The 24689-nt window shown below is 68.2% G+C and carries 21 protein-coding genes; 11 read left to right on the forward strand and 10 right to left on the reverse strand.

All coding sequences use genetic code 11. The annotated features are described in order from the left end of the window. Positions 1–354, forward strand: coding sequence for an Mpo1-like protein (locus AC5I49_RS05670; RefSeq protein WP_016447505.1), 354 nt, complete (start codon positions 1–3; stop codon positions 352–354). Here AC5I49_RS05670 and AC5I49_RS05675 read toward each other — a convergent pair. After that, entirely contained in the window at positions 351–1703 is a 1353-nt protein-coding gene (locus AC5I49_RS05675; protein WP_209801497.1) for a YihY family inner membrane protein, read from the reverse strand. The genes AC5I49_RS05670 and AC5I49_RS05675 overlap by 4 nt on opposite strands. A gap of 101 nt (positions 1704–1804) precedes the next feature. Between AC5I49_RS05675 and AC5I49_RS05680 the strand changes: the two genes are divergently transcribed. After that, a complete protein-coding gene (locus AC5I49_RS05680) occupies positions 1805–2203 on the forward strand; it encodes a DUF2069 domain-containing protein (protein WP_016451330.1) in 399 nt (132 codons plus the stop codon). A 44-nt stretch (positions 2204–2247) separates the two neighbouring features. Continuing rightward, positions 2248–3678 carry an FAD-binding oxidoreductase gene (locus AC5I49_RS05685; protein WP_016447508.1) on the forward strand — a complete coding sequence of 477 codons (1431 nt, stop codon included), beginning with the start codon at positions 2248–2250 and terminating at the stop codon, positions 3676–3678. Positions 3679–3756: 78 nt separating this feature from the next. Here the strand turns inward: AC5I49_RS05685 and AC5I49_RS05690 are convergent, their stop codons facing one another. Further along, on the reverse strand, positions 3757–4338 hold the full coding sequence (locus tag AC5I49_RS05690) for an Ivy family c-type lysozyme inhibitor (RefSeq protein ID WP_016447509.1): 582 nt from the start codon (positions 4336–4338) through the stop codon (positions 3757–3759). Between the two features lie 176 nt (positions 4339–4514). Here AC5I49_RS05690 and AC5I49_RS05695 point away from each other — a divergent pair, with 176 nt between their 5' ends. From AC5I49_RS05695 to AC5I49_RS05705, 3 genes are all read left to right on the forward strand, one after another. Beyond that, positions 4515–5339 carry a thymidylate synthase gene (locus tag AC5I49_RS05695; RefSeq protein WP_016451328.1) on the forward strand — a complete coding sequence of 275 codons (825 nt, stop codon included), beginning with the start codon at positions 4515–4517 and terminating at the stop codon, positions 5337–5339. Between the two features lie 21 nt (positions 5340–5360). Further along, complete coding sequence (locus tag AC5I49_RS05700) at positions 5361–5861, forward strand: dihydrofolate reductase (RefSeq protein ID WP_016447511.1); 501 nt, start codon at positions 5361–5363, stop codon at positions 5859–5861. Between the two features lie 95 nt (positions 5862–5956). Next, the gene (locus AC5I49_RS05705) at positions 5957–7039 is read left to right on the forward strand and encodes a metallophosphoesterase (protein ID WP_016447512.1); all 1083 of its coding nucleotides are present in this window, start codon (positions 5957–5959) and stop codon (positions 7037–7039) included. A 196-nt stretch (positions 7040–7235) separates the two neighbouring features. On the opposite strand, the gene AC5I49_RS05710 is transcribed toward AC5I49_RS05705, so the two are convergent. The 4 genes from AC5I49_RS05710 to hxpB form a co-directional block, all read right to left on the reverse strand. Then, on the reverse strand, positions 7236–9854 hold the full coding sequence (locus tag AC5I49_RS05710) for a TonB-dependent siderophore receptor (protein ID WP_495788969.1): 2619 nt from the start codon (positions 9852–9854) through the stop codon (positions 7236–7238). A 276-nt stretch (positions 9855–10130) separates the two neighbouring features. After that, on the reverse strand, positions 10131–11165 hold the full coding sequence (locus tag AC5I49_RS05715) for a FecR family protein (protein ID WP_495788970.1): 1035 nt from the start codon (positions 11163–11165) through the stop codon (positions 10131–10133). Beyond that, positions 11162–11782, reverse strand: a complete 621-nt coding sequence (locus AC5I49_RS05720) for an RNA polymerase sigma factor (RefSeq protein ID WP_126310652.1) — start codon at positions 11780–11782, stop codon at positions 11162–11164. The genes AC5I49_RS05715 and AC5I49_RS05720 overlap by 4 nt, the downstream gene beginning before the upstream one ends. Before the next feature lie 162 nt (positions 11783–11944). Beyond that, positions 11945–12640, reverse strand: coding sequence for a hexitol phosphatase HxpB (gene hxpB, locus AC5I49_RS05725; protein ID WP_495788971.1), 696 nt, complete (start codon positions 12638–12640; stop codon positions 11945–11947). A 116-nt stretch (positions 12641–12756) separates the two neighbouring features. Here hxpB and AC5I49_RS05730 point away from each other — a divergent pair, with 116 nt between their 5' ends. Beyond that, complete coding sequence (locus AC5I49_RS05730) at positions 12757–13266, forward strand: DUF1993 domain-containing protein (protein WP_016447516.1); 510 nt, start codon at positions 12757–12759, stop codon at positions 13264–13266. A 28-nt stretch (positions 13267–13294) separates the two neighbouring features. Here AC5I49_RS05730 and AC5I49_RS05735 read toward each other — a convergent pair whose 3' ends face one another. The 3 genes from AC5I49_RS05735 to AC5I49_RS05745 form a co-directional block, all read right to left on the reverse strand. Then, positions 13295–14584, reverse strand: a complete 1290-nt coding sequence (locus tag AC5I49_RS05735) for an MFS transporter (RefSeq protein WP_154833816.1) — start codon at positions 14582–14584, stop codon at positions 13295–13297. Between the two features lie 124 nt (positions 14585–14708). Then, the gene (locus AC5I49_RS05740) at positions 14709–18341 is read right to left on the reverse strand and encodes a hydantoinase B/oxoprolinase family protein (RefSeq protein WP_495788972.1); all 3633 of its coding nucleotides are present in this window, start codon (positions 18339–18341) and stop codon (positions 14709–14711) included. A gap of 233 nt (positions 18342–18574) precedes the next feature. After that, positions 18575–19357, reverse strand: coding sequence for a putative hydro-lyase (locus tag AC5I49_RS05745; protein WP_392449917.1), 783 nt, complete (start codon positions 19355–19357; stop codon positions 18575–18577). A 126-nt stretch (positions 19358–19483) separates the two neighbouring features. Between AC5I49_RS05745 and AC5I49_RS05750 the strand changes: the two genes are divergently transcribed. Next, entirely contained in the window at positions 19484–20413 is a 930-nt protein-coding gene (locus tag AC5I49_RS05750; protein WP_016447520.1) for a LysR family transcriptional regulator, read from the forward strand. Here the strand turns inward: AC5I49_RS05750 and AC5I49_RS05755 are convergent. Further along, entirely contained in the window at positions 20410–21366 is a 957-nt protein-coding gene (locus AC5I49_RS05755) for a LysR family transcriptional regulator (RefSeq protein WP_034367284.1), read from the reverse strand. The genes AC5I49_RS05750 and AC5I49_RS05755 overlap by 4 nt on opposite strands. 114 nt (positions 21367–21480) lie before the next feature. Between AC5I49_RS05755 and AC5I49_RS05760 the strand changes: the two genes are divergently transcribed. The 3 genes from AC5I49_RS05760 to AC5I49_RS05770 are packed head-to-tail and all read left to right on the forward strand — an operon-like array spanning position 21481 to position 24689. Continuing rightward, on the forward strand, positions 21481–22452 hold the full coding sequence (locus AC5I49_RS05760) for a Bug family tripartite tricarboxylate transporter substrate binding protein (protein ID WP_016451316.1): 972 nt from the start codon (positions 21481–21483) through the stop codon (positions 22450–22452). A gap of 7 nt (positions 22453–22459) precedes the next feature. Beyond that, complete coding sequence (locus tag AC5I49_RS05765; protein WP_495788973.1) at positions 22460–23488, forward strand: 4-hydroxythreonine-4-phosphate dehydrogenase PdxA; 1029 nt, start codon at positions 22460–22462, stop codon at positions 23486–23488. A 28-nt stretch (positions 23489–23516) separates the two neighbouring features. Then, the gene (locus AC5I49_RS05770) at positions 23517–24689 is read left to right on the forward strand and encodes an L-rhamnonate dehydratase (protein WP_043790762.1); all 1173 of its coding nucleotides are present in this window, start codon (positions 23517–23519) and stop codon (positions 24687–24689) included.

Below are 24689 nucleotides of genomic sequence, written 5' to 3' on the forward strand. Positions count from 1 at the left end.
ATGTCACACGCTTCCGCTCCCCTGCCCGGCGCCGCACAGGCTGCCGTGGACCCGCGCCAGTTCAAGAGCTTTGCCGAGTTCTATCCGTTCTACCTGCAGGAGCACAGCAACCGCACCTGCCGGCGCCTGCACTTCGTGGGCTCCACGCTGGCGCTGCTGTGCCTGTTCGCGCTGTTCCTGACCGGCAATTTCTGGTTCCTGCTGGGCGGCCTGCTGTTTGGCTACGGCTTTGCCTGGATAGGGCATTTCGGCTTCGAGAAGAACCGGCCCGCCAGCTTCAAGCGCCCGCTCTACAGCTTTCGCGGCGACTGGGTGATGTGGCGCGACATCCTGACGGGCCGCATCCCGCTCTAGACCGGAGCCTGCGGCCTTTGCTCCAGCAGATCGGCCAGCGTCATGCCTGCCAGCCCCGTGCGATCCCACAGCGGCTGCACGGCCGGCGACGGCGCCAGCAGCAGACGCTGCACCAGCGGCTGCAGCGGCGTGCGATGGGGCTCCACCAGCAGCATGTAGCGGGGCTCGGGGCCTTCGCTGGCCGCCACAGTGCCGGGGGCCTGCACCGTGCCCACCCAGTCCAGCACCGACAGCGCCTGCAGCACCGGATCGATCTGCTGCCAGTCCACCCGCAGGCGCCGCGCCAGATCGCTGGCGTACAAGCCCTTGGCGGGCGACTCGCGCTCCTGTGCGAGGTACTGCAGGATCTCCACGGCCATCTCGAACTGCCAGCCCTGCTGGCCCGGCATGCGCTGCACGCCCGCCATCACGATGGGCAGGTAGGCCGTGACCACGGCGCCCAGCAGCACGATGACCCAGGCCATGTAGATCCAGATCAGCAGGATGGGCAGCGTGGCGAAGGTGCCGTAGATGACCGAATAGGTAGGCACCGAGGCCAGGTACAGGCCCAGCGCCTTCTTCGCCAGCTCCATGCAGGTGGCCACGAACAGGCCGCCCACCCAGGCATGGCGCCAGCGCACCGCCGTGTTGGGCACGTAGTGGTACAGGCCCGCCATGCCTGCGGCCAGTGCCAGGAACTCGATGGAATCGAAGATGAAGCGCAAGCCTTCGGGCAGCGCATTGACCAGCCCGCGCGAGGCCGACATCACATAGGAAGACAGCACCAGGCTCAGGCCCAGCACCAGGGGGCCCAGCGTGATCGCCGCCCAGTAGATCAGCACGCGCTGGCCCAGCGGCCGCAACTGGCGCACGCGCCAGATGTTGTTGAGCGTGCGGTCAATGGTGAGGATCAGCGCCACCGCCGTGATCACCAGAATGGAAAACCCCGCCATGCCCAGCTGGCTGGCCTTGGAGGCGAACTGCGTCAGATAGCCCAGCACCTGGCGCGCGATGGTCTCGGGGATCAGGCTGTCGATCAGCCAGCGCTCCAGCACGATCTGCACGCGGGAGAAGATGGGAAAGGCCGTGAACAGCGCCAGCGCCACCGTGAAGAACGGCACCAGGGCCAGCACCGTGGTGAAGGTCAGGCTGCTGGCGGTCACGCCCAGCCGGTCCTCGCGAAAGCGTTCGCGCAGCGTGTGTGCGGTATTGCGCCATGGAAAGCAGCGCCAGCGTTCGCGCCACGATCGCGGCACCGCAGGCTCGGGCGGCTCGGCCAGGGACAGGCTGCGCTCCCGGGCAGGAACGGGCAGCGCCAGGGAGCCATCCTCCAGGCCATCGACGGGCTCCTTTTCGGGGCCGCCGCTCATCGCCCCATCTCCGCCGCAAGGCGCATGTCTGCAGCGGGCGCGGCCATCCAAGCAATCACATGTTCAAAGGTCAAGACCATGGCCGATATGATGCCACCCCGATGACTGATTCCATTTCTCGCCCCGGCGCCGATGTCGCCGCCACCCGCTGGCTGGCGGTCTCCAGCCTCATGGGCCTGATCGTGCTGAGCCTGGCCTGGGAACTGTGGCTGGCGCCCATGCGGCCCGGGGGCTCCTGGCTGGTGCTCAAGGCCCTGCCGCTGGCGATTCCGCTGATCGGCCTGCTCAAGCACCGCATGTACACCTACCGCTGGGTCAGCCTGCTGGTGTGGATCTATTTCACCGAGGGCGTGGTGCGCGCCTGGAGCGATCCCGCGCCCGGCCGCTGGCTGGCGCTGCTCGAAGTTTTCCTGTGCCTGATGCTGTTCACCGCCTGCGCCCTGCATGTGCGCTGGCGCCAGCGCAGCGCGCGCCGCGCGGCCCAGGCGGCCGGCGGCTGAGCCCCCCGTTTTCATGCCTTCACGTCTTTGAAAGAAGTTGCAACATGACTGCACTGCTTGAACGCCTGCGCCAGATCGTCGGCGAAGCCCATGTCCTCACCGAGGGCGACCTCGTGGCCTACGAACAGGATTGGCGCCGCCGCGTGCGCGGCAAGTCCCTGGCCGTGGTGCGCCCGGCCAGCACGGCAGAGGTGGCCGCCGTGGTGCGCGAATGCGCGGCCGCAGGCACCAGCATCATCCCGCAGGGCGGAAACACCGGCCTGTCGGTGGGCTCCACGCCGGACGACAGCGGCACGCAGGTCGTGCTCAGCCTCACGCGCATGAATGCCGTGCGCCACATCGACCGCGACAACCTGAGCTTCACCGTCGAGGCCGGCTGCATCCTGCAAAGCCTGCAGGAGCTTGCCGAGAAAGAGGGCCTGCTGTTCCCGCTGTCGCTGGCCGCCGAAGGCAGCTGCACCATTGGCGGCAACCTGGGCACGAACGCGGGCGGCACCCAGGTGGTGCGCTACGGCAACACGCGCGAGCTGTGCCTGGGCCTGGAAGTGGTCACCCCGCAGGGCGAGATCTGGGACGGCCTCAAGGGCCTGCGCAAGGACAACACCGGCTACGACCTGCGCGACCTGTTCATCGGCAGCGAAGGCACGCTGGGCATCATCACCGCCGCCACCATGAAGCTGTTCCCCCAGCCTGCGGCCCAGCTCACGGCCTTCGCCGCAGTGCCCTCCATGGAAGCGGCCGTGCGCCTGCTGGGCATGGCGCACCAGTACCTGGGCGCGGGCCTAACGGGCTTCGAGGTCATGGGCCAGTTCGCTCTGTCGCTGGTGATCAAGCACATGCCCCAGCTGCGCGTGCCCTTTGCCGGGCTGATCGGCGCGCCGCCCTACTACGTGCTGGTCGAGAATTCGGACAGCGAGTCCGAGCAGCATGCGCGCGAGCGTTTCGAGGCGCTGCTGGAGCTGGCCTTCGAGGACGGCTGCGTGCTCGACGCCGTGGTGGCCGAAAGCCTGTCGCAGGCCCATGAGCTGTGGCACATCCGCGAAAGCATTCCGCTGGCCCAGGCCGAGGAAGGCCTGAACATCAAGCACGACATCTCCATCGCCGCATCGCGCATCCCCGCCTTCGTCGAGCACACCGATGCCGTGCTGCAGCGCGAGATCCCTGGCGTGCGCCTGGTCAACTTCGGCCACCTGGGCGACGGCAACCTGCACTACAACGTGCAGGCGCCCGAGGGCGGTGACGCCAAGGCCTTCCTCAACGAGCGAGAGCACCTGGTCAACCACCTCGTCTATGAAGCCGTGGCCGAATTCGGCGGCTCGTTCTCGGCCGAGCACGGCGTGGGTGCGCTCAAGGTGGACAAGCTGCAGAAGTACCAGTCACCCGTGGCGCTGGGCATGATGCGCGCCATCAAGCAGGCGCTGGACCCGCAGGGACTGATGAACCCGGGCTGCATCCTGCCAAGGCAAGCCTCCTGAGCGCAACGCCGCCCCTTCTGGGGCAGCGCCGGGTTTGCACGCGCCGTCCTGAGCCAGGAGCGGCCCGTGCCTGCCTTGTCAGGAAACCGGTTTGGCTTCGATATTGGCCATCGTCTTGTTGACCTGTTCGGGCCAGGCGATGTCGGCGCCGGCCGCATCGGAGAAGTCGGACTGTTTGCCGCCGGTGAGCAGCCACACGCGCAGGGCATTGCGGGCGGGATCGATCACGATGGCGCCCATTTCCTCGCCGCCCTGGTGCGGGCGCAGGCCGACGATGCTCCAGACATCTCCTTCCTTGGTCAGCGGGCCCACGGTCCGCATATTGCTCAGCAGGGTCGGGTAGCTGGTGCCCAGCAGCGCCTTGAGCCGGTCGGCCAGCACGCCCTGCTCCAGGTAGTTGGTGCCGTCGTAGGGATACTTGCCCACGTACTCGGCCAAGCTGTCCAGGCCGGGCTCCCCTGCCTTGGCGGTGGAGGGCATGCGCGTGCGCGCGGGAAACGCCAGCACCAATTCCGGAGCTGGCGCAGCCACATCGAGTGCGACGGACTGCGCGGCCTTGGGAGTCGGGACGGAGGGAGAACGCGGATCGCAGGCTGTCAGCGCCAGCATGGCGACACCCAATGCAACGGCGGCCTGCCAGGGGGAGAGCATGGAAGACATGCGCAAGCTCCTTGTCAAAGCGGATGCGAAAAAAGCGGTGACGCCGGTGCGAAAGCCTGGGCAATGCACCGGCACCAGTCTGCGGGCATTTTCGCACCCGGGGCGCCAGACCTTGTTTCAAGGGGCATGGATACCGTCGGACAAGACGCCGTATTCATCAAGGGATAATCCGGAAGATGAACACGACTCCTGCGCCCCGCCCAGCCCGCTCCCAGTACGAAGATTTCATGCGCCATGTGTACGAGCACGGCGTGTCCAAGACCGACCGTACCGGCACGGGCACGCGCAGCGTGTTCGGCCACCAGATGCGCTTCGACCTGTCCGAAGGCTTTCCGCTGGTCACCACCAAGAAGGTGCACCTCAAGTCCATCATCCTGGAACTGCTGTGGTTCCTGCGCGGCGACAGCAATGTGCGCTGGCTGCAGGAGCGCGGCTGCACCATCTGGGACGAATGGGCCCGCGAGGACGGCGACCTGGGCCCGGTCTATGGCGTGCAATGGCGCAACTGGCCGACGCCGGACGGCGGCCACATCGACCAGATCGCCGAAGTGGTCAAGCAGCTCAAGAGCAACCCGGACAGCCGCCGCATCATCGTCAGCGCCTGGAACGTGGCCGACCTGCCGCAGATGGCGCTCATGCCCTGCCACGCCTTCTTCCAGTTCTACGTGGCCGACGGCAAGCTCAGCTGCCAGCTATACCAGCGCAGCGCGGACATCTTCCTGGGCGTTCCCTTCAACATCGCCAGCTACGCGCTGCTGACCCACATGCTGGCCCAGCAATGCGACCTGCAGGTGGGCGACTTCGTCTGGACCGGTGGCGACTGCCACATCTACAACAACCACTTCACCCAGGTCGAGACCCAGCTGGCGCGCCAGCCCTTCGCCTACCCGACGCTGCAGATCAAGCGCCGGCCCGACTCCATCTTCGGCTACGAGTACGAGGACTTCGAGGTCGTCGGCTACCAGCACCACGAGCCCATCAAGGCCCCCGTGGCCGTCTGAGGCAGCAGAAAGACCCGCCCGATGGCCATCCATCTCATCTACGCACGCGCCGCCAACGGCGTCATCGGCAAGGACAATGCCATGCCCTGGCACCTGCCCGAGGACCTGGCGCACTTCAAGCAATTGACCCAGGGCTCGGCCGTGGTCATGGGCCGCAAGACCTGGGACTCGCTGCCGGCCCGCTTCAGGCCGCTGCCCGGGCGCACCAACATCGTGGTCACGCGCCAGGCGGACTGGGCGCCCGAGCCGGCCGCCCCCGGCGTGCTGCATGCCACCAGCCTGGAGCAGGCCCTGGCGCTGGGCCGCCAGGCATCCGCCGACGTGTGGGTCATGGGCGGTGCCCAGATCTACGCCCAGGCCCTGCCGCTGGCCGACAGCATCGAGGTGACTGAAATCGAACGCGACTACGAAGGCGACGCCTTCGCGCCCACGCCGGGCCCCGAGTGGCAGGAAGTCTCACGCAGCCGCCATGTGGCAGCCAACGGCCTGCCCTACAGCTTTGTGCGCCTGCAACGGCGCTGACACGGTCCTGTCGCAAACGGGGCTGGCGGGCACGGCGGGTCTGTGCAAATAATGTCGGTTTTCCAAGCCTGCGCCGTCTTTTGCATCTTTCCGCCATGAGCCTCGTCCAGCCCCTGCCCCCCGGTCCGCTCGACATCGTCGGCGACATCCATGGCGAAGCCGAAGCGCTGGAGCATCTGCTGGGGCACCTGGGCTACGACGCGCTGGGCCGCCACCCCCAGGGCAGGCGCCTGGTCTTCGTGGGCGACTTCTGCGACCGGGGTCCCGACAGCCCGGGCGTGCTGGCCCGCGTGGTGCCCATGCTGGAGTCGGGCCATGCGCTGGCCGTGCTCGGCAACCACGAAATCAACCTGCTGCGCGAGGATGCCAAGGACGGCTCCGGCTGGTTCTTCGACAGCCGCGTGGCCTCCGACACACCCAAGTACGCCCCGTTCGCACGCATGCCGCTGTGCGATATCCCCGACACCCTGGCCCTGCTGGAACGCCTGCCGATCGCCATGGAGCGCGAGGACCTGCGCGTGGTCCATGCGGCCTGGCGCCCGCAGCAGATCGCCATGGCGCGCGAGCTGCCGCCAGGCAGCGCGCGCAGCGCCTATGACCACTTCGAGGCCGTGGCCGCCCAGCAGGCCCAGGTCAACAAGGTGGCCGAACGCATGCGCGCCGAGCGCCGGCAATGGCCGCACGACCTGGAAGACCGCAACTGGCTGCCGCCCTTCCTGCCCGCGCACAGCGAAAGCGAGCTGGCCAAGGCCATGGTCAATCCGCTGAAGGTGCTGACCTCGGGCGTGGAGCGCGAATGCCGCAACCCCTTCTACGCGGGCGGCAAGTGGCGCTTCGTCGAGCGCGTGGCCTGGTGGAACGAATACGAGGATGCCCAGGCCGTGGTCGTGGGCCACTACTGGCGGCGCCTGAATCGCGGCGGCCCGTCCTTCCATGGTGCCCAGGCCGAGAACCTGTTCGGCCAGACGGGCCCGCTGTCCTGGCACGGCCGGCGCGGCAATGTGTTCTGCGTGGACTACTCGGTCGGCGGCCGCTGGAATGCCCGCCTGGCGGGCGAGGACCCGCAGCAGCGCTTCAAGCTTGCCGCCATGCGCTGGCCCGAGCGCCGCCTGGTGTTCGACGACGGTGCCCAGGCGGACAGCGAGGAGTTCGGCGTTGCGGCGGCCGCTGCCGCATAGCACGCGCCAGATACGCGGCGCTTAGCGTCAGCAGCAGCGAGCGCGGTGCGCCGTAGCAGTTGTTGCCCGACACCGTGTTGAACGAAGGCACGTAGCAGCGCCTGTCCAGCAGGTTGCTGGCGTTGGGCGCCACGCCCAGAGGGTGTCCGCCCCCCTCCGAAGAGAGGGGGAAGCGGCGCAGCCGCTCAGGAGTGCCTCAGAACGTTCCGCGCAGCGTCAGCATCACATTGCGAGGCTCGCCATACCAGTTGTTGCCGCCGCTGGTGCCCACCGTGCGGTAGTAGACCTTGTCGAACAGGTTGTTCAGGTTGAGCACGGCCTGCCAGTTGCGGTTGATGCGGTACTGCACGCTGGCATTCCACACGGCATAGCCGCCCTGGCTGAACTTGAAGGGCACGGCCGCGCCGTCGAACTTGCCCGTGTCAGGATTGAAGGCATTGGCCGAGCCGCTCACGAAATGCGCGCTCTGGATATTGGCGCCGCCGCCAATCGTCCATTGCGACAGCTCGCCGGGCAGGCGGTAGGTGCTCCACAGCTTGAACAGATGCTTGGGCGTGACGGAGTGGTAGATGCCTTCGATGCCCGGCGTCTTGTTGTGGTTGCGGTTGAAGGTGTAGCCGGCAAACAGCTGCCAGCCGCGCGCCAGCTCGCCCGAGATCTCGCCTTCCACGCCCTGGCTGACCACCTTGCCCTTGCTCAGCCAGCAGCAGTTCAGGCCCGCGTCGCCGATGTCGGTGTTGGGGTAGGAGGGATCGGCCACGGCCTCGCCATTGCGCTCTATGCGGTACAGGGCCATGGAGGCCATCAGCCGGCCCTCGTTGAACTCGCCCTTGGCGCCCAGCTCGAAATTGCGGCCCTTGATGGGGTCCAGCGGCGTGCCTGGCAAGGGCCCACCCAGCTTGTCGGCCTGGGACTTGTGGATCTCGGCGACGCTGCCGTAGGCCGTCCAGCGGTCGTCGATGTCGTAGACCAGGCCACCGTAGGGCGTGAAGATGCCGCTCTCGCCATAGGACGACACGATGCGGCTGGTGAGATTGCCGGCCCGGTCGAAGCGCAGCCAGGGCGTCTGCGTGTCGTAGCTGGCACGGCGCGCGCCGACGATGGCGGTCAGGCGGTCCGTCAGGCTCAGGTTGAGCCGGCCGTACAGGCCTTTCTGCGTGGCGCCATAGCCCGCGAAGCTGCGCGTCTTCCAGACGAAGCTGGGCAGGGGAATGGCGCCCGGGTCGAAGCCGAACACACTGATCCCCCCCGCCGGCGTATCCACCTCGGAGAGAAAGGTGTCCTGCGTGTCGCGGATCTTGACCCAGTCCGCGCCCAAAAGCAGCCGGTGCCTGCGCCCCAGCAGGGAGAACGTTCCGCTGACGTTGGCATCCAGCGCCTTCTTGGTGGAATAGAAATCGTTGGAGAACCCGCTGAGCGCCGCGCCCAGGCCGGTCGAGGGGTCCACCGCCCCGGACATGTCCGCCAGACGGCTGTCGCTGTCGACCTTGACGTAGTTGGCATGGGCTCGGACGCGCCAGTCGCCTTGCAGCCGTTGCTCCAGCTGCGCAAACAGTTCCTTGTTGGTTCTGTCGTAGTGGCCCCAGCCGGCCATCAGCGCCGTGCTGCGCGGCAGGTGCAGATCGTCGCCATTGGCCGCGCGCGGCAGGCCGCTGCGCCAGGGCAGGCTGGCCGACTTGTCGTAGCTGCCGCCCAGGGTCAGCTTGGTCGCAGGCGTGAGATCGGCTTCCACGATGCCGTAGAGCAAGGTGTTGCGCGCATCGGCGTAGTCATAGAAGAACTCGCGGTCGCTGTGCGCCAGCACGGCGCGGCCGCGCACCCGGCCATCGGCGGCCAGCGGGCCCGCCACATCAAGTTCGGCACGGCGCTGGTTCCAGCTGCCCACCGAGGCCGAGGCCAGCACCTGCGGCTGTGCCGTGGGGCGCTTTCTCACCAGGTTGATGGAGCCGCCGGGCTCGCCATTGCCGCTGTACAGGCCGTCCGCGCCGCGGATCACCTGCACGCTGTCGTACATGGCCATGTTGGGGTCGAAGGTGCCCTGGCTGAAGGCGTCCACCGCCGCTCCGTCGATCTGGACATTGCTGATCTGGAAGCCCCGCGCATAAAAGCTGTTGGCCGTGCCGCCCAGGCCACCCGAGCCCGCGTAGTCCACCGTCACGCCCGTGGTCTGCTGCATCACGTCGCCCACGGAGACCAGGCCCTGGTCCTCGATGCGCTGGCGCGTGACCACGGAGATGGACTGCGGCGTCTCGCGCACGCTCTGCCCCTTGCCCAGCGACACGCGCGAGGCCGCATAGGAGCCCGAACCCTCCGTGGTATCGCCAGCGTGTGCCTGGGCCGTGACCAGCACCGTGCCCAGCGCAGCATCGGCTGCCGGCGACGGCTCCCTGGCCGGTGCCTTCAGCGTGTAGGCGCCCGGTACGGCGTCGATCACGGTCACGCCGGTGCCGGCCAGCAGCCGGTCCAGCGCCTGGCGCGGCGTGAAGCGGCCCTGCAAGGCCGGCGAAGTGCGGCCTGCAACGATCTGCGGATCGAACAGCACCTGGTGCTGGGCCTGCTGCGTGAACTGGCGCAGCGCGCCGGCCAGCGGCTGGGGCGCAATGCTGAAGGCCAGCTCCCCTGCCTGGCCCGCCTGCCCCGCCTGCACGGACGATGGCTGCTGCGCCTGCACCGCCGGCTGCGCCAGCGCGACCAGGGCTGCGGCCACCAGCGACGGCATCCTTGCCCGCCGCCATGGCCTGCCCCTGCGCTGAAACTCTCCTCCCCAAATGCCCGCGCCCATGGCGGCGCTGCCGTGTTCTTTTCCTGCTTGCATCCCTGCTCCTGCTGCACTGTGTCCATTGCCCGCTGTCGCGGTGTGCGCGGTGGGTGGCAGGCAGACAGTTGAGCGTCCACCCGCCACGCGCGTGCGCGGCCGTCGCGGTTGTTGGCTGAGCTGTGCACTGGGCAGCGGCCTGGCTGGCAACCATGGAGGCGCGAGAAAACCCGGCCTCCATGAAGGTAAAACCCGCCTTCGCGCCAAAGTGGGAATGTGGCGAGACCAGGAAAACGGGTAATTTACATTTATTTACAAAAAGAAGAGAAAGAGCACTCAGTGCGCCGAGATCCGCCAGCCGCCTTGCGCATCGCCCTGCACACGCACCGGCAACAAGTGCGGCAGCGAGCGCAGAAACACCTCGGGCTTGCCGGTCAGCGCCACGCCGGACACGGACAGCGCGGCAAGCCGCGCATCGCCGTCCACCCGTACGGGCTGGCCCAGGTAGCGCGACAGATCGGCGGCGACCTCGGCCAGCGTTGCCTGCTGGAACACCATCTGGCCGCTGCGCCAGTCGCCCACCGTGTCCGCGCCGGCCGCCAGCGGATGCTGCGTGCCGTCGCGGGCATCGACGGACATGCCGGCGCCCGCGCCCAGCAGCAGGCGCCGGTCGTCCGCCGCATGGCGATCGGGGCGCAGCTCCACCTTGCCCTCCAGCACCTTGACCACCAGCGCTGGCGGCCCGGCGCGCACATTGAAGGCCGTGCCCACCACGCGGATCTGGCTGGCGCCGCTGTCCACGGTGAAGGGCCGTGACCGGTCGGCGGCGACCTGGAAGAAGGCCTCGCCCTGGTCCAGCACCGTCTCGCGGCGGCGCGGGTAGTAGCGCACCTGCAGCCTGGAGGAAAAATTCAGCGTGACCCGCGTGCCATCGGGCAGTTCGGCCTCGCGCACCTCGCCGGGGCCGGTGACCATCTCGATCACATGGCTTGCGTGGTTGTCCCAGGCATACCAGCCGCCGCCCAGGGCCAGCGTCGTGACCAGAGCCACCGACAGCAACGCCGGCATCAGGCCGCGGCGTGTGCGCTGACGTGCCGGCGCGGGCAAGTGGGCCTGTGTCTGCGCACGCGGCCCGCTCGCCCTGGCTTGCGGCGCAGCAGCCGCGTCGCAGGCCAGCACCGGCCTGCGCAACTGCTGCAGGTCCAGCACCGTGCGCCCCAGGCTCTCGAAGATGCTGCGGTGCTGCGGGTCGGCGGCCAGCCAGGCGTCGAGTTCGCGCTCGTCGGCGCCGGTCCAGTCGGCTTCGCGGCGGCGGGCAAAGTAGTCGGCGGCGCGGGCATGCAATTGCAGGCGTTGCGGGGTCAGCGTCATTCCCGGCCCTCCCCGTCCGTCGCGGCCTGCGCCAGCAGGCCCTGCATCAGGCGCATGTCTTCGGCGCTGCCGTACTGCACGCGCAGCTCGCAATAGGCCATGGCCAGCGTCACATGGTTGTGCACCATGCGGCGCGTAATGCCCATGCGCTGCGCCACCTCGGTCTGCGTGAGCCCGTCGATGCTGTGCAGCACGAAGGCCTCGCGGCGGCGCTCGGGCAGCTCGGCCATGGCCTGCTCCAGCCGGCCCAGGCGCTCGCGGTGGTGCGCCGCCTGCAGGGGGTCCGAGCCTTCGCCGGCCGGCAATTGCTGCGCCAGTTCCATGTGTTCATCCAGCGAGACCGATTCGCGCCCCGGCGCGCCCGCCGAGCGGCGCCAGGCATCGTGCGATACATGGCGGGCGATCACGCGCAGATAGGGCTCCTGCTCCTCGGGCGGCAGGGCCTTGCCCGAGGCCGCATAGCGCACGAAGACCTCCTGCACCGCATCCTCGGCATCCTCGCGGTTGCGCATCTGCCGGCCCAGCAGGCGGCGCAGAGGCTGGTGCCAGCGTGCATACACGCGGGCCAGCAGGGAGGGGGCGGCATCATCGTCCGCGCCAGGCACGCGCGCGCTCACGGGCAGGCTCCCGGCACAGCGGTCAGGACGCAGGCAGGCACGCCAGCATGGGAAACGGACAGGACGAAGAAGAACGGCACGGGCGGCGATTGTACTGAGAATGGTTCTCATCAACGCCCTTGCGGCCGGCACGCGCCATGCGATGCGGGTGCTGCGGATGCCTTACCGGCCCGCTGCCCCATGCAGCGCCACCAGCGTGGGCACCACCCAGTTCGGCGCAGGCTGCGCCCCGTCGAAGCACTGGTCCTCGGACGGCACGGCGATGACGGTCATGCCGGCCTGCCGCGCCGCATGTGTTCCCGAGACCGAGTCCTCGAACACCAGGCAGCGCCCGGCCGACACGCCCAGGCGTTGCGCCGCGAAGTGGTAGATGTCGGGCTCGGGCTTGCCGCGCACCACCTGCTCGGCCGAGACGATGGCGTCGAACGCCGGCCGCAGGCCCAGCGCATCCAGGGTGTGGTGGCACAAAGACAAAGGAGAGTTCGAAGCCAGCGCCACGCGCCAGCCCAGGGCGCGGCAGGCGCCCAGTGTTTCGCGCACGCCGGGCAGGGCCTGTCCATGCGCGCTGACCAGGGCCGCCACGCGCGCGACCACGCGGCTCTCCAGCTCGCGCTGGCTGGGCCCCTGCCAGGGCCGGTGGGCATACCAGTGCGCGGCGACCTGCGCCGTGGTCATGGGCGCCGTCACGCGGGACATCTCGGCCGTGATGTCGATGCCGACCTCGGCAAAGGACTCGCGTTCGGCACGCTTCCAGAAGGGCTCGGAGTCTATGAGCAGGCCGTCCATGTCGAAGATGGCGGCGCCGAATCCGGCCTGGCCAAGGCCTTCGAACGAGGGAGCGGCTTCAGGGATTTGCATGGCGCGCATGCTAGCGCAGGCGGCAAGTGAAAGCAGTTGCTGTTAGCCTGTGCCGGCTGGCGATGGATGCAGATGCATGCGATTGCCAGCCCTTCACAATCCTTAGCGAGCCCGCAATGACCAGCCCCCTGTACACCGCCTCCATTCCCGTCCTGCAGCAGATGCTGAAAGCCCTGTCCGACGTGCTCAAAAAGGCCGAGGAACACGCCGCGCAGAAGAACATAGATCCCGACGCCCTGCTGCAGGCCCGCCTGTTCCCCGACATGTTCCCGCTGGTGCGCCAGGTGCAGATTGCTGCGGACTTCGCCAAGGGCATCGCCTCGCGCCTGGCCGGCGCCGAGGTGCCTTCGTGGCCCGACACGCAGACCAGCTTTGCCGACCTGCAGGCGCTGATCACCAAGGCGCTGGACCATGTGGGCTCGTTCGCACCCGAGCAGTTCGCGCAAAGCGAGTCCCGCGAGATCGTGCTGCGCCCCGGCACGCCCAAGGAAAAGAAGCTGACCGCCAGCGCCTACCTGCTGCACTACGGCCTGCCGCAGTTCTTCTTCCATGTGACCACCGCCTATGCCCTGCTGCGCCACAACGGCGTCGAGGTCGGCAAGCGCGACTACATGGGCAGCTACTGAGCGTGCCGTGGCCGGTCTGGCCAGCGCTTCACTGCGCGGCCAGATCCCGGCCTCGCGTCTCCGGCAGGCACATGGCAAACAACACCACCATCACGTAGCCCGCCGTGGCGCAGATGCCGATGGCCATGCCCAGCGACAGGCCCAGCCGGTCGCTGAACACGCCCACCAGCGCAGGAAAGGTGGCCCCGATGCCGCGGCCGAAGTTGTAGCAAAAGCCCTGGCCGGAGCCGCGCAGTTCGTTGGGGAACAGCTCGGCCAGGAAGGCTCCGGCGCCGCTGAAGATGCCCGACATGAAAAAGCCCAGCGGAAAGCCCAGCACCAGCATCCAGGCATCGGTGATGGGCAGCAGCGTATAGGCATAGGCCAGGCTGCCGGCGCCGATGGCGAACAGCGTGAAGGCCAGGCGCCGGCCCAGCCGGTCGGAGGCGTAGGCACCGCACAGGTAGCCTGCAAAGGCGCCGAAGATGAACATGAACTGGTAGCCGCCCGAGCCCAGCACCGTCAGGTGGCGCTCGTTCTTCAGGAAGGTGGGCAGCCACACGGCAATGGCGTAGTAGCCGCCCTGCATGCCCGTGAACATCAGGCTGGCCAGCACCGTGGTCTTGAGCATGCCGCCCTTGAAGATGTCCAGGAAGTGCCCGCTGCGCTCGCCCCGGCCCACGGCGGCGCGCGTCTTCAGGTAGACCTCGGGGTCCTTGACGGTGCGGCGTATGTACAGGATCAGCAGGGCCGGCAGCAGGCCCAGCAGGAACATGGCCCGCCATGAGATCTCGGGCGGCAGAAACGAGAACAGCGCCATGGACACCAGCACGGCCGCGCCCCAGCCTATGGACCAGCTGCTTTGCACCAGGCCCACCGCCTTGCCCCTGAAGGCCGGCCGTATGGTCTCGGCGATCAGCACCGAGCCCACGGCCCACTCGCCGCCAAAGCCCAGGCCCTGCAGCGTGCGGGCCAGCAGCAGTTGGCCCGGTGTCTGCGCCAGGCCGCAGGCGAAGGTGAAAAGAGCGAATACGAGGATGGTCCACTGCAGCACACGCACGCGCCCGTAGCGGTCCGCCAGGATGCCGGCCATCCAGCCGCCGATGGCCGAGGCCACCAGCGTCGAGGTGCCGATCAGGCCGACCTCGGTCTTGCTCATGCCCCACAGCGACAGCAGGATCGGGGTGACCAGGGGCAGCGTGTAGTAGTCGAAGGCGTCCACGGCATAGCCGCCGAACGAGGCCGTCAGCGCCCGCTTTTCCTTGGGCTCGAGCTGGCCCAGCCAGTGGCCCCGGGGCTGCTCTGCGGCCAGGGTCCTTGCGTTGTCAAGGCTTGTCATTTGTTGTCTCCTTGCACTTCGGCTGCGCGAAGCGTCTTGCATTCAATGGCACTCCATCGGTTGTGATCCGGGCCTGGCCGGGCGGCCCTCCCCCGCCCGCGCCATGCCCCCTGCTGGCGGCGTGTCAGGCCGCCGTTCCGTAGCCGCCGCCCCCCGGCGTGCAGACTTCGAAGATGTCGCCCGGCTGCATGTGCACGGCGCCGATGTGGTCCAGTTCCTCGACCTGGCCATCGGCACGCAGCACACGGTTGATGCCCGGCTGCCCCGGCTGGCCACCTGCCATGCCGAAGGCCGGATTCAGGCGCCCGTTGGACAGGATGCTGGCCGTCATGGGCTCCAGGAAGCGCACGCGCCGCACGCCGCCGTTGCCGCCGTGCCAGCGCCCGCCGCCGCCCGAGCCGTCGCGGATGGCATAGCTGTCCAGCATCACGGGGAAGCGGAACTCCAGCACCTCCGGATCGGTCAGGCGCGAATTGGTCATGTGCGTCTGGACGACGCTGGTGCCGTTGAAGCCGCGCTCCACCCGGCCCTCGGCGTCCAGCACCGCGCCTGCGCCGCTGCCGCCGGCAATGGTTTCGTAGTACTGGTGGTGCGCATTGCCGAAGGTGAAGTTGTTCATGGTGGGCTGGCTGCCCGCCATCACGCCCAGCGCGCCGAACAGCGCGTTGGTGATGCAGGTGGAGGTCTCCACATTGCCCGCGACCACCGAAGCGGGCGGGTTGGGGTTGAGCATGCAGCCTTGGGGGATGATGACTTTCAAAGGCTTGAGGCAGCCCGCGTTGAGCGGGATGTCGTCGTCCACCAGCGTGCGGAACACATAGAGCACGGCCGCCATGCACACGGCGCGCGGCGCATTGAAGTTGTTGGTCTGCTGGACGCTGGTGCCCGAGAAATCGATGACGGCACTGCGCTCGGCCGTATCGACGGTGACGGCCACGCGGATCTGCGCGCCGTTGTCCAGTTCCAGCGTGAACTGCCCGTCCCTGAGCCGCGTGATGACGCGGCGCACCGACTCCTCGGCGTTGTCCTGCACATGGCCCATGTAGGCCTGCACCACGGGCAGGCCGAACTGCGCCACCATCTTGTGCAACTCCTGCACGCCTTTTTCATTGGCCGCGATCTGGGCCTTCAGGTCGGCCAGGTTCTGCTGCGGGTTGCGGCTCGGGTACTCGCCGCTTTGCAGCAGCTCGACCATCTCCTGGGCGCGCAGCACGCCGCGATCGACCAGCTTGAAGTTGTCGATCTGCACGCCCTCTTCCTCGATGCGCGTGGAAAACGGCGGCATGGAGCCCGGCGTGATGCCACCCACATCGGCATGGTGGCCCCGGCTGCCGACGTAGAAGGTCGGAGATGCCTCGCCGGCGATATGGACCGGCGTGATGACGGTGATGTCCGGCAGATGGGTGCCACCCTGGTAGGGGTCGTTGAGCACATAGACATCGCCCTGGGCCATGCGCCCGGCGTTCCTGCGGATCACCGTCTGGATGCTTTCGCCCATGGAGCCCAGATGGACGGGCATGTGCGGCGCGTTGGCGATGAGATGGCCCCGGGCATCGAACAGCGCGCAGCTGAAATCCAGCCGCTCCTTGATGTTCACCGAATAGGCGGTGTTCTGCAGCTGCAGGCCCATCTGCTCGGCGATGTTCATGAACAGGTTGTTGAAGACCTCCAGCAGCACAGGGTCCACCGTCGTGCCGGCCGCGTACTCGACCTTGCGCGGCACCACCCGGTCCAGCACCAGGTGATCCAGCCCGGTGAGCCTGGCCGACCAGCCAGGCTCGATCACGGTGGTGGCGTTGCGCTCGGCGATGATGGCCGGGCCGGCAATGACGTCGCCGGGCCGCAGGTCCTCGCGCACCACCAGGGCCGCGCCATGCCAGGCGCCGCCGGAGTACATGCGCACGGTTTCGCGGCGCGGATGCTCGCGCGGCGGATGCTCCGGCTGCAGCGGCTCGCCGGGCGCATCGCCCGCAATCACGGCTTCGACCGACACGGCTTCCACCACCAGCCCCTTGCCCGCCATCAGAAAGGCGAAACGCTGGCGGTAGGCCGACTCGAAAGCCGACTGAATGCCCGGCAGGGAGCCAAAGGGCACGACCAAGGCGGAATCGGAGCCCTCGTAGCGCACATGCACGTTGTGCCGCACCTGCACAGGGCCTGCGCCGACCTGCCGGCGCTCCAGCTCCGCCTGCGCGCCCGTGCCCAGCGCATCCAGGCATTCGGCGATCAGCGGCAGGGCCTCGGCAGTCAGCGCCAGCTCCATGGCCTGCTCGCGGATCACGGTCTGGTCCGCCAGGCCCATGCCATAGGCGCTGAGCACGCCGGCCAGCGGATGCACGAACACGCGGGACATGCCCAGCGCATCGGCCACCAGGCAGGCATGCTGGCCGCCCGCGCCGCCGAAGCACTGCAGCGTATAGCGCGTGACGTCATAGCCGCGCGCCACGCTGATCTTCTTGATGGCGTTGGCCATCTGCTGCACGGCGATGCGGATGAAGCCCTCGGCCACGTCCTCGGGAGTGCGCCCCGTCTGCCGCGCCAGTTCCTCGAAGCGGACACGCACGGCCTCGCCGTCCAGTCGCTCGTTGGCGGCAGGCCCGAACACGCTGGGAAAGTAGCGCGGCTGGACCTTGCCGACCATCACGTTCGCATCGGTCACGGCCAGGGGGCCGCCGCGGCGATAGCTCGCCGGGCCGGGATGGGCACCCGCGCTCTCGGGTCCCACGCGAAAGCGCGAGCCGTCATAGGCCAGCACCGAGCCGCCGCCGGCGGCCACGGTGTGGATGCTCATCATCGGCGCGCGCATGCGCACGCCGGCCACCTGGGTCTCGAACTCGCGCTCGAAGGCGCCTGCATAGTGGCTGACGTCGGTGGATGTGCCACCCATGTCGAAACCGATGACCCTGTCGTGCCCGGCCAGGCCCGCCGTGCGCGCCATGCCCACGATGCCTCCGGCCGGCCCGCTCAGGATGGCGTCCTTGCCCTGAAAACTGCCCGCGTCGGACAGCCCTCCGCAAGACTGCATGAAGAACAGCCGCACTCCCGGCATCTCTGCAGCCACCTGCTGCACATAGCGGCGCAGGATGGGAGACAGGTAGGCATCGACCACCGTGGTATCGCCCCGGCTCACGAACTTCATCAGCGGACTGGTCTCGTGCGAAGTGCTGACCTGCGTGAAACCCAACTGCCGCGCAATGCGCGCCGCCATCTGCTCATGCCGCGTATGGCGGTAGCCATGCATGAAGACGATGGCCACGCTGCGCAGGCCGCGCGCATGGGCTGCGGCCAACGCCGTGTGCAGGTGCAGCCCGTCCAGCTCGCGCAGCACCTTCCCATGGGCATCCACACGTTCCACGGCCTCGACCACCTCGCTGTAGAGCAGTTCGGGCAACTGGATATGGCGGTCGAACAGGCGCGGACGGTTCTGGTAGGCGATGCGCAGCGCATCGCGAAAGCCCCGCGTGGTCACCAGCAGCGTGGGCTCGCCCTTGCGCTCCAGCAGCGCATTGGTGGCCACCGTGGTGCCCATCTTCACGCACTCCACCTGATCGGCGGGGACCGGCTCGCCCGGCGCCAGCCCCAGCAGGTGGCGGATGCCGGCCACGGCCGCGTCCCGGTACTGCTCGGGGTTCTCCGACAGCAGCTTGTGCGTGACCAGGCTGCCATCGGGCCGCTTGCCCACCACATCGGTGAACGTACCGCCACGGTCTATCCAGAATTGCCAGCGCCTGTCATGGGGAATGGAGCGTTCTTGCATGGTGTCGGAACCCGTTTGTCTCGAAGTTGAAGTCAGGAAAACCGTGGCCTGGAGCACGGCCCTCCGCCGGTGCCCACCACTGGCGTCCAATCTAAAAGTGCCCCTGGACCGCGTCCATCGAGAAGTTTTCGCCCCCTCTGTTCACGAAAACTGAACAGGAGCGGCCCCTTGCCGGCCAGCGACGCAAAGAAAAAGGCCCGCCGAAGCGGGCCCCAAGCCAGGCAGGCAGGCCGTCAGAACGCGGCCAGATGGCTGTTGCGCAACTCCGTCACCAGCATGTGGCCCGGCTCGTGCGTGATGGCGAATGGCAGGGCCGCCGAGCGTATGGCCTGCTGGGGCGTCACGCCGCAGGCCCAGAACACGGGAATCTCTCCCGGCCTGAGCGCCATGGGCTCGCCGAAGTCCGGCCTGTCGATGTCGGCAATGCCTATCTGCGCGGGATCGCCCAGGTGCACGGGCGCCCCATGCACGCTGGGAAAGCGCGAAGTGACCTGGATGGCGCGGATGGCGTGGGCCGCCGTCATGGGCCGCATGCTGACCACCATGCTGCCGCCGAAGCGGCCGGCCCGGCCGTTGGGAATACTGGAGATGAACATGGGCGCGCCCCGGCCTTCATCGATGTGGCGCACGGGCACGCCCGCCTCGCGCAGCGCATCCTCGAAGGAATAGGAGCAGCCGATGACGAAGCCCACCAGGTCGTCGCGCCACAAGTTCGTGAGGTCATTCACCTGCTCGGCCCTGTGACCATCGCGAAACACCCAGTACGAGGGCAGGTCGGTCTTCAGATCGATATCGCCGAGCTCGGGCACGCGGCTGCTGCCGGGCTCGGTCACGCCGATCAGCGGGCAGGACTTGGGGTTGAGGCGAGCAAAGCGCAGGAACTCCTCGCTGCACTCGCGCGGCAATATCGCCAGGTTGCCCTGGGTGTAGCCGGGGCACTGCCCTGCCGTCTGCCCGCGAAAGCGGCCGGCGCGCACCTCCTGTCGGAACTCGGTCGGATGGGTCCAGTGCGTCATGGGTGAGCCTCTATTGAGTGGAGATGCCTCCCAATGTAAAAAGCAGCAGGCCACCGGTCCACTCAGGAATTGTGCGCAGCCTCTCCCAGAAAAACTGAACAGCCACCACAGCCCGCGCAGACCCCCATGAACATCCGCTTTCTGGAAACCTTTGTGCTGCTGGCACGCATCGGCAGCGTGCGCCGCGTGGCCGAACTGGTGCATGCCAGCCCCGGCGCCGTCTCCATGCGCATACGCGGGCTGGAGTCGGACCTGGGCGTGACCCTGTTCCACTGGGACCGCAAGACGCTGCAGATCACCGACGCCGGCGCCCGCTTGCTGCGGCATGCGGAGGCCGTCATTGAAGCCGCACGCACCCTGGAGCGTGCCGCCAGGTCCGACGACGCCATCGGCTGCCGCCTGCGGGTCGGCGTGCTGGAGACGGCGGTACACACCTTCCTGCCCGAATTCGTCAAGGCGATGGGCGCCAGCCTGCCGCACATCGAGCTGGACCTGACCGTCGATCTGAGCACCCACCTGTCGGAGCAGATGATGCGGCGCGACCTGGACCTGATCGTGCGCACCGGCAGCGGCGTGGACCCCCAGTTCGCCGTGGTCGAGAACCTGCTGGAGGTGCCCGTGCACTGGATTGCCAGGCGGGGCCTGGTGCCCAGGAAGGATGGACTGCACAAGGCGCTGGGCAAGCAATTGCTGACACAGATGCGCGGCACCGGCCCCTACGAGCAGGCCGTGGCCATGGCACAGCAACTGGCCGTGCAAAGCGGCATGGTCTCCAGCGATCTGCGCATCTCGGGATCGCCCTCGCTGGCGGCGCTGGTCTCGCTGGTGCGCGAGGGCCTGGGCGTCGCCATCATGCACGGCATGCTGGTGGCGCCGCAGCTGGCAAGCGGGGAGCTGGTGGAGCTGGATCTGCCCACGCCACCCTCCTTTCGCATCACCACCTGGTACCCCAAGAGCCCGCCGCCCGGCGTCACCGACACCGCCCAGGTGCTGCGCCGCGTCTGCAAGAGCTACTGCAAGCGGGTCAGCCCGCATCTGGTGCGGTACATCGGCTAGGGCGCGGATGCCGGCGGCGGCTCCTGCCCGTGCAACAGCGCCAGAAAGCTGGCGGCCGCCTGGCTCAGCGGCCGGTCGCGGCGCACCAGGCTGCCGTAGGACTGCAGGTTGCGGCGCATGCGGTAGGGCAGGATGCGGACCATGCCGTGCTCGGCATGGTCGCGGGCCACGGCCTGCGGTATCACGGCCACCAGATCGGAGTTGCGCACCAGGTTCATGGTGGTGAGGATGGAGCCCGTCTCGATCAGGCCGCGCGGCAGCGGCAGGCCGTGGGCCTGGAACTCCTGGTCGATCAGCGCGCGCATGGGGCTGCCCGGCGGCTGCAGCACCCAGCCATAGGCCTGCAACTGCGCAAAGCCCACGCTGCGGGCACGCGCCAGCGGATGGCTGCAGCCCGCGATGATGGACAGGGCCTCATCATCGAGCGAGCAAAACCGGTGATCCGCGTCGGACGGCCCGGCCGGACGGCCCACCACCACCTCCAGCACCCCGTCCTGCAACTGCGCCAGCAGCCGGTCGCTGGTGTCCACGGCCACCTCGATGGACAACAGCGGCCACTGGCGCTTGAGCGCCAGCAGCGCCTGCGTGAGGCGGCCCGGCGACGCCGCCATGATGCTGCCCACGGCCAGCCGCCCCGCGCTGCCTTCGCGCAGTTCCTGCAGCTCGCGGTTCAGCGCCTCCATGCCGCCGCGCAGGTGGCGGAAGTAGCCCGTCACGCGCTCGCCGGCGGCGTTCAGTTGCAGGCCGCGGCCCACGCGCTCGAACAGCGGCAGGCCCAGCGCGCCTTCCAGCTCATGCAGCATCTTGGTGGCCGCCGGCTGGCTCAGGCCCAGCCGGGCTGCAGCGCCGCGCAGCGTCCCCTGCTCCTCTATGGCCAGCATCAGCGCCACCTGCCGCATGCGCAGGCGGTTGAGCAGTTGCGGCGTGCTGTCCCTGCGGTCGATGGAGCCCATGGAAGTCCCTTTGAATTGATTGCCTGGAGTTATCCATTCATCAGCAATTTTCAGTTTACGGCAATCAATTGCCTGCCTAGCATGGACCCACAACAAAAGCACCGGAGACAAGACATGCAACGCCGCATCCTGCTGGCCGCAGCCGCCCTGCTGCCCTCGCTCGCCACCGCTCAAACCCCGCCAACCCCGCCCGACTGGCCCGCGCGGCCCGTGCGCATGCTGGTGGGCTCGGCCCCGGGCGGCGGCACGGATGCCATGGCACGCGCCGTGGCCGACCGGCTCGCGCCGCTGCTGCGCCAGCCCGTGATCGTGGAAAACCGCCCCGGCGTCTCCAACACCCTGGCCGTGGACATGACGGCCAAGTCCACGGACGGGCACACCATGGTGATGGGAGTGGTCACGGCCCATGCCATTGCCCCGCACCTGCTCAAGCTGGGCTACGACAGCAACCGCGACCTGGTGCCGGTGGCCTATGTGGGCGCAGTGCCCAATGTGCTGGTGGTGGGCAACAATCTGCCCGCCAACTCGGTGCAGGAACTGGTCGCCCTGGCCCGCAAGGAGCCCGGCAGGATCAACTTCGCCAGCAGCGGCACGGGCAGCACCCAGCACATCGCGGCCGAGATGTTCAAGGACGCGGCCGGCATTGAACTGACCCACGTGCCCTACAAGGGCAGCGCCGCCGCCCTGGTGGACCTGGTCAGCGGCCAGGTGCAGATGAGCTTCGACACCATGCCTTCGGTGATCGGCCAGATCAAGGCCGGCAAGCTGCGCGCCCTGGGCGTGACATCGGCCCGGCGCAACGCCCAACTGCCCCAGGTGCCCACGCTGGCCGAGGCCGGCCTGCCCGGCGTGGAGATAGGCGCCTGGTACGGCATCTACATGCCAGCGGCCACACCCCGCGCCGTGCAGGCCCGGGTGCACGACGAAGTCAACAAGGTGCTGGCCCTGCCCGAGACGCGCACGCGCCTGGAGGCCGTGGGCGCCGAGCTGCAGCCCATGGGCCAGGCGGAGTTCATTGCCTTGCACAACGCCGAGTACCAGCGCTTTGGCGAAATCATCCGCAAGAACCACATCAAGATCGACTGAGCCGCACATGCCCGCATCCGAACTTCCCGTCGTCGCCCTGACCCTGGGCGATCCCGCCGGCATAGGCGCCGAACTGATCGCACGCCTGCTGGCGCGGCCCGAGGCCATGCAAAAGGCCAACATCGTGCTGGCCGGCGACCCCTGGCTGTGGCAGCAGGGCCAGCGCATCGCGGGCCTGCAGGTGGCCACCGCGCCCATCGCCAGCATGGCCCTTGCACGGGGCCGCACCGATACTGCACTGCCCGCCTTCCTGGCCCTGGACACGGTGGCCCCCGATGCCGTGCACCCAGGCCGTGCCGAAGCCGCAGGCGGGCGCTCGGTGCTGCAGGTGCTGGACCGGTGCATGGACGCGGCCCAGGCCGGCCAGATCGACGCCATCTGCTTTGCGCCGCTCAACAAGCAGGCCATGAAGCTGGGCGGCCTGCGCCATGAGGACGAGCTGCACCACTTTGCCGAGTACCTGGGTGTGAGCGGCTATTTCTGCGAATTCAACACGCTGGGCGATCTGTGGACCTCGCGCATTTCGTCCCATGTGCCGCTCAGGGACGTGGCCAGCTATCTGAGCCAGGAGCGCATCGCCCAGGCGGCCGAGCTGATCTACCGCGCGCTGCTGGCCAGCGGCATGGCAGCCCCCAAGGTGGCGATTGCGGGCTTCAACCCGCACAACGGCGACGGCGGCACCTGCGGGCGCGAGGAGATCGACATCATCGCGCCGGCCGTGCGCGCGCTGCAGGCCCGCGACTGGCCCACGCCCGACCCGTTCCACGGCCCCTTCCCGGCCGACACCATCTTCCTGAAGGCCCAGGCCGGCGAGTACCAGGCCATCGTGACCATGTACCACGACCAGGGCCAGATCGCCATCAAGCTGCTGGGCTTCTCGCGCGGCGTGACCGTGCAGGGCGGCCTGCCGATCCCCATCACCACGCCGGCCCACGGCACGGCCTATGACATCGCGGGCCAGGGCCGGGCCAGCGTGGAGGCCACCTGGCAGGCCTTCCTGATCGCCTGCCGCATGGGCGCCGCGCGCCTGTCCTGACTGACTTCACTCCCCCGCCCTCACCATCATGAAAATCAAATCCGTCCGCTCCCGCGTCTACGAATGGCAAGGCAAGACCGTGCCGCCCCAGGGCAACTTCTGCTCCAACGCCATGGACCTGCTCTATGCGCCGCAGGAGACCATGTCCACCTTCCGCTTCCATTCCTGGACGGTGGTGGAGATCGAGACCGACGACGGCATCGTCGGCCTGGGCAACGTGGCGCTGGCGCCGCGCATCGCCAAAGCCATCATCGACGAGTACCTGGCGCCCCTGGTCATCGGCCACGACCCGTGGGACTACGAATACCTGTGGCAGCGCATGTACCGCGCCACGCACGCCTGGGGCCGCAAGGGCGTGACCATGGCCGCCATCTCGGCCGTGGACCTGGCCATCTGGGACATCCTGGGCAAGAGCGTGAACAAGCCCGTGTTCAAGCTGCTGGGCGGGCGCACCAAGCAAAGGATTCCCTGCTACTACAGCAAGCTCTACCGCACCGACCTCAAGGCCATGCAGCAAGAGGCGCAAAAATTCCTGGACCAGGGCTTCAAGGCCTTCAAGATGCGCTTCGGCTACGGCCCGGCCCATCTGCAGGAAGGCGTGCGCGAGAACCTGCGCTCGGTCGAGGCCGTGCGCGAAGTCATAGGCTACGACTGCGACCTGATGCTGGAGTGCTACATGGGCTGGAACCTGGAGTACGCCAGGCGCATGCTGCCCAAGCTGGAGAAGTTCGAGCCGCGCTGGCTGGAGGAGCCCGTGATCGCCGACGACATCGACGGCTACGCCGAACTCAGCCGCCTCAGCAGCATTCCGATCTCGGGCGGCGAGCACGAGTTCAGCCTCTACGGCTTCAAGCAGCTGCTGGACAAGAAGGCCGTCAGCGTCGTGCAGTACGACACCAACCGCGTGGGCGGCATCACGGCCGCGCACAAGATCAATGCACTGTGCGAGGCGTTCAGCGTGCCCGTGATCCCGCATGCGGGCCAGATGCACAACTACCACCTGACCATGAGCACGCTGGCCTCGCCCATGGCCGAGTACTTCCCCATCTTCGACGTGGAAGTGGGCAACGAGCTGTTCTGGTACATCTTCGACGGCGAGCCCGTGGCCGAGAACGGCTTCCTGCAGCTCAGGGACGATGTGCCGGGCCTGGGCCTCACGCTCAAGACCGAGTACCTGGACCAGTTCCGCATCGTCGAATGA

Source organism: Delftia sp. (genome assembly GCF_059499305.1).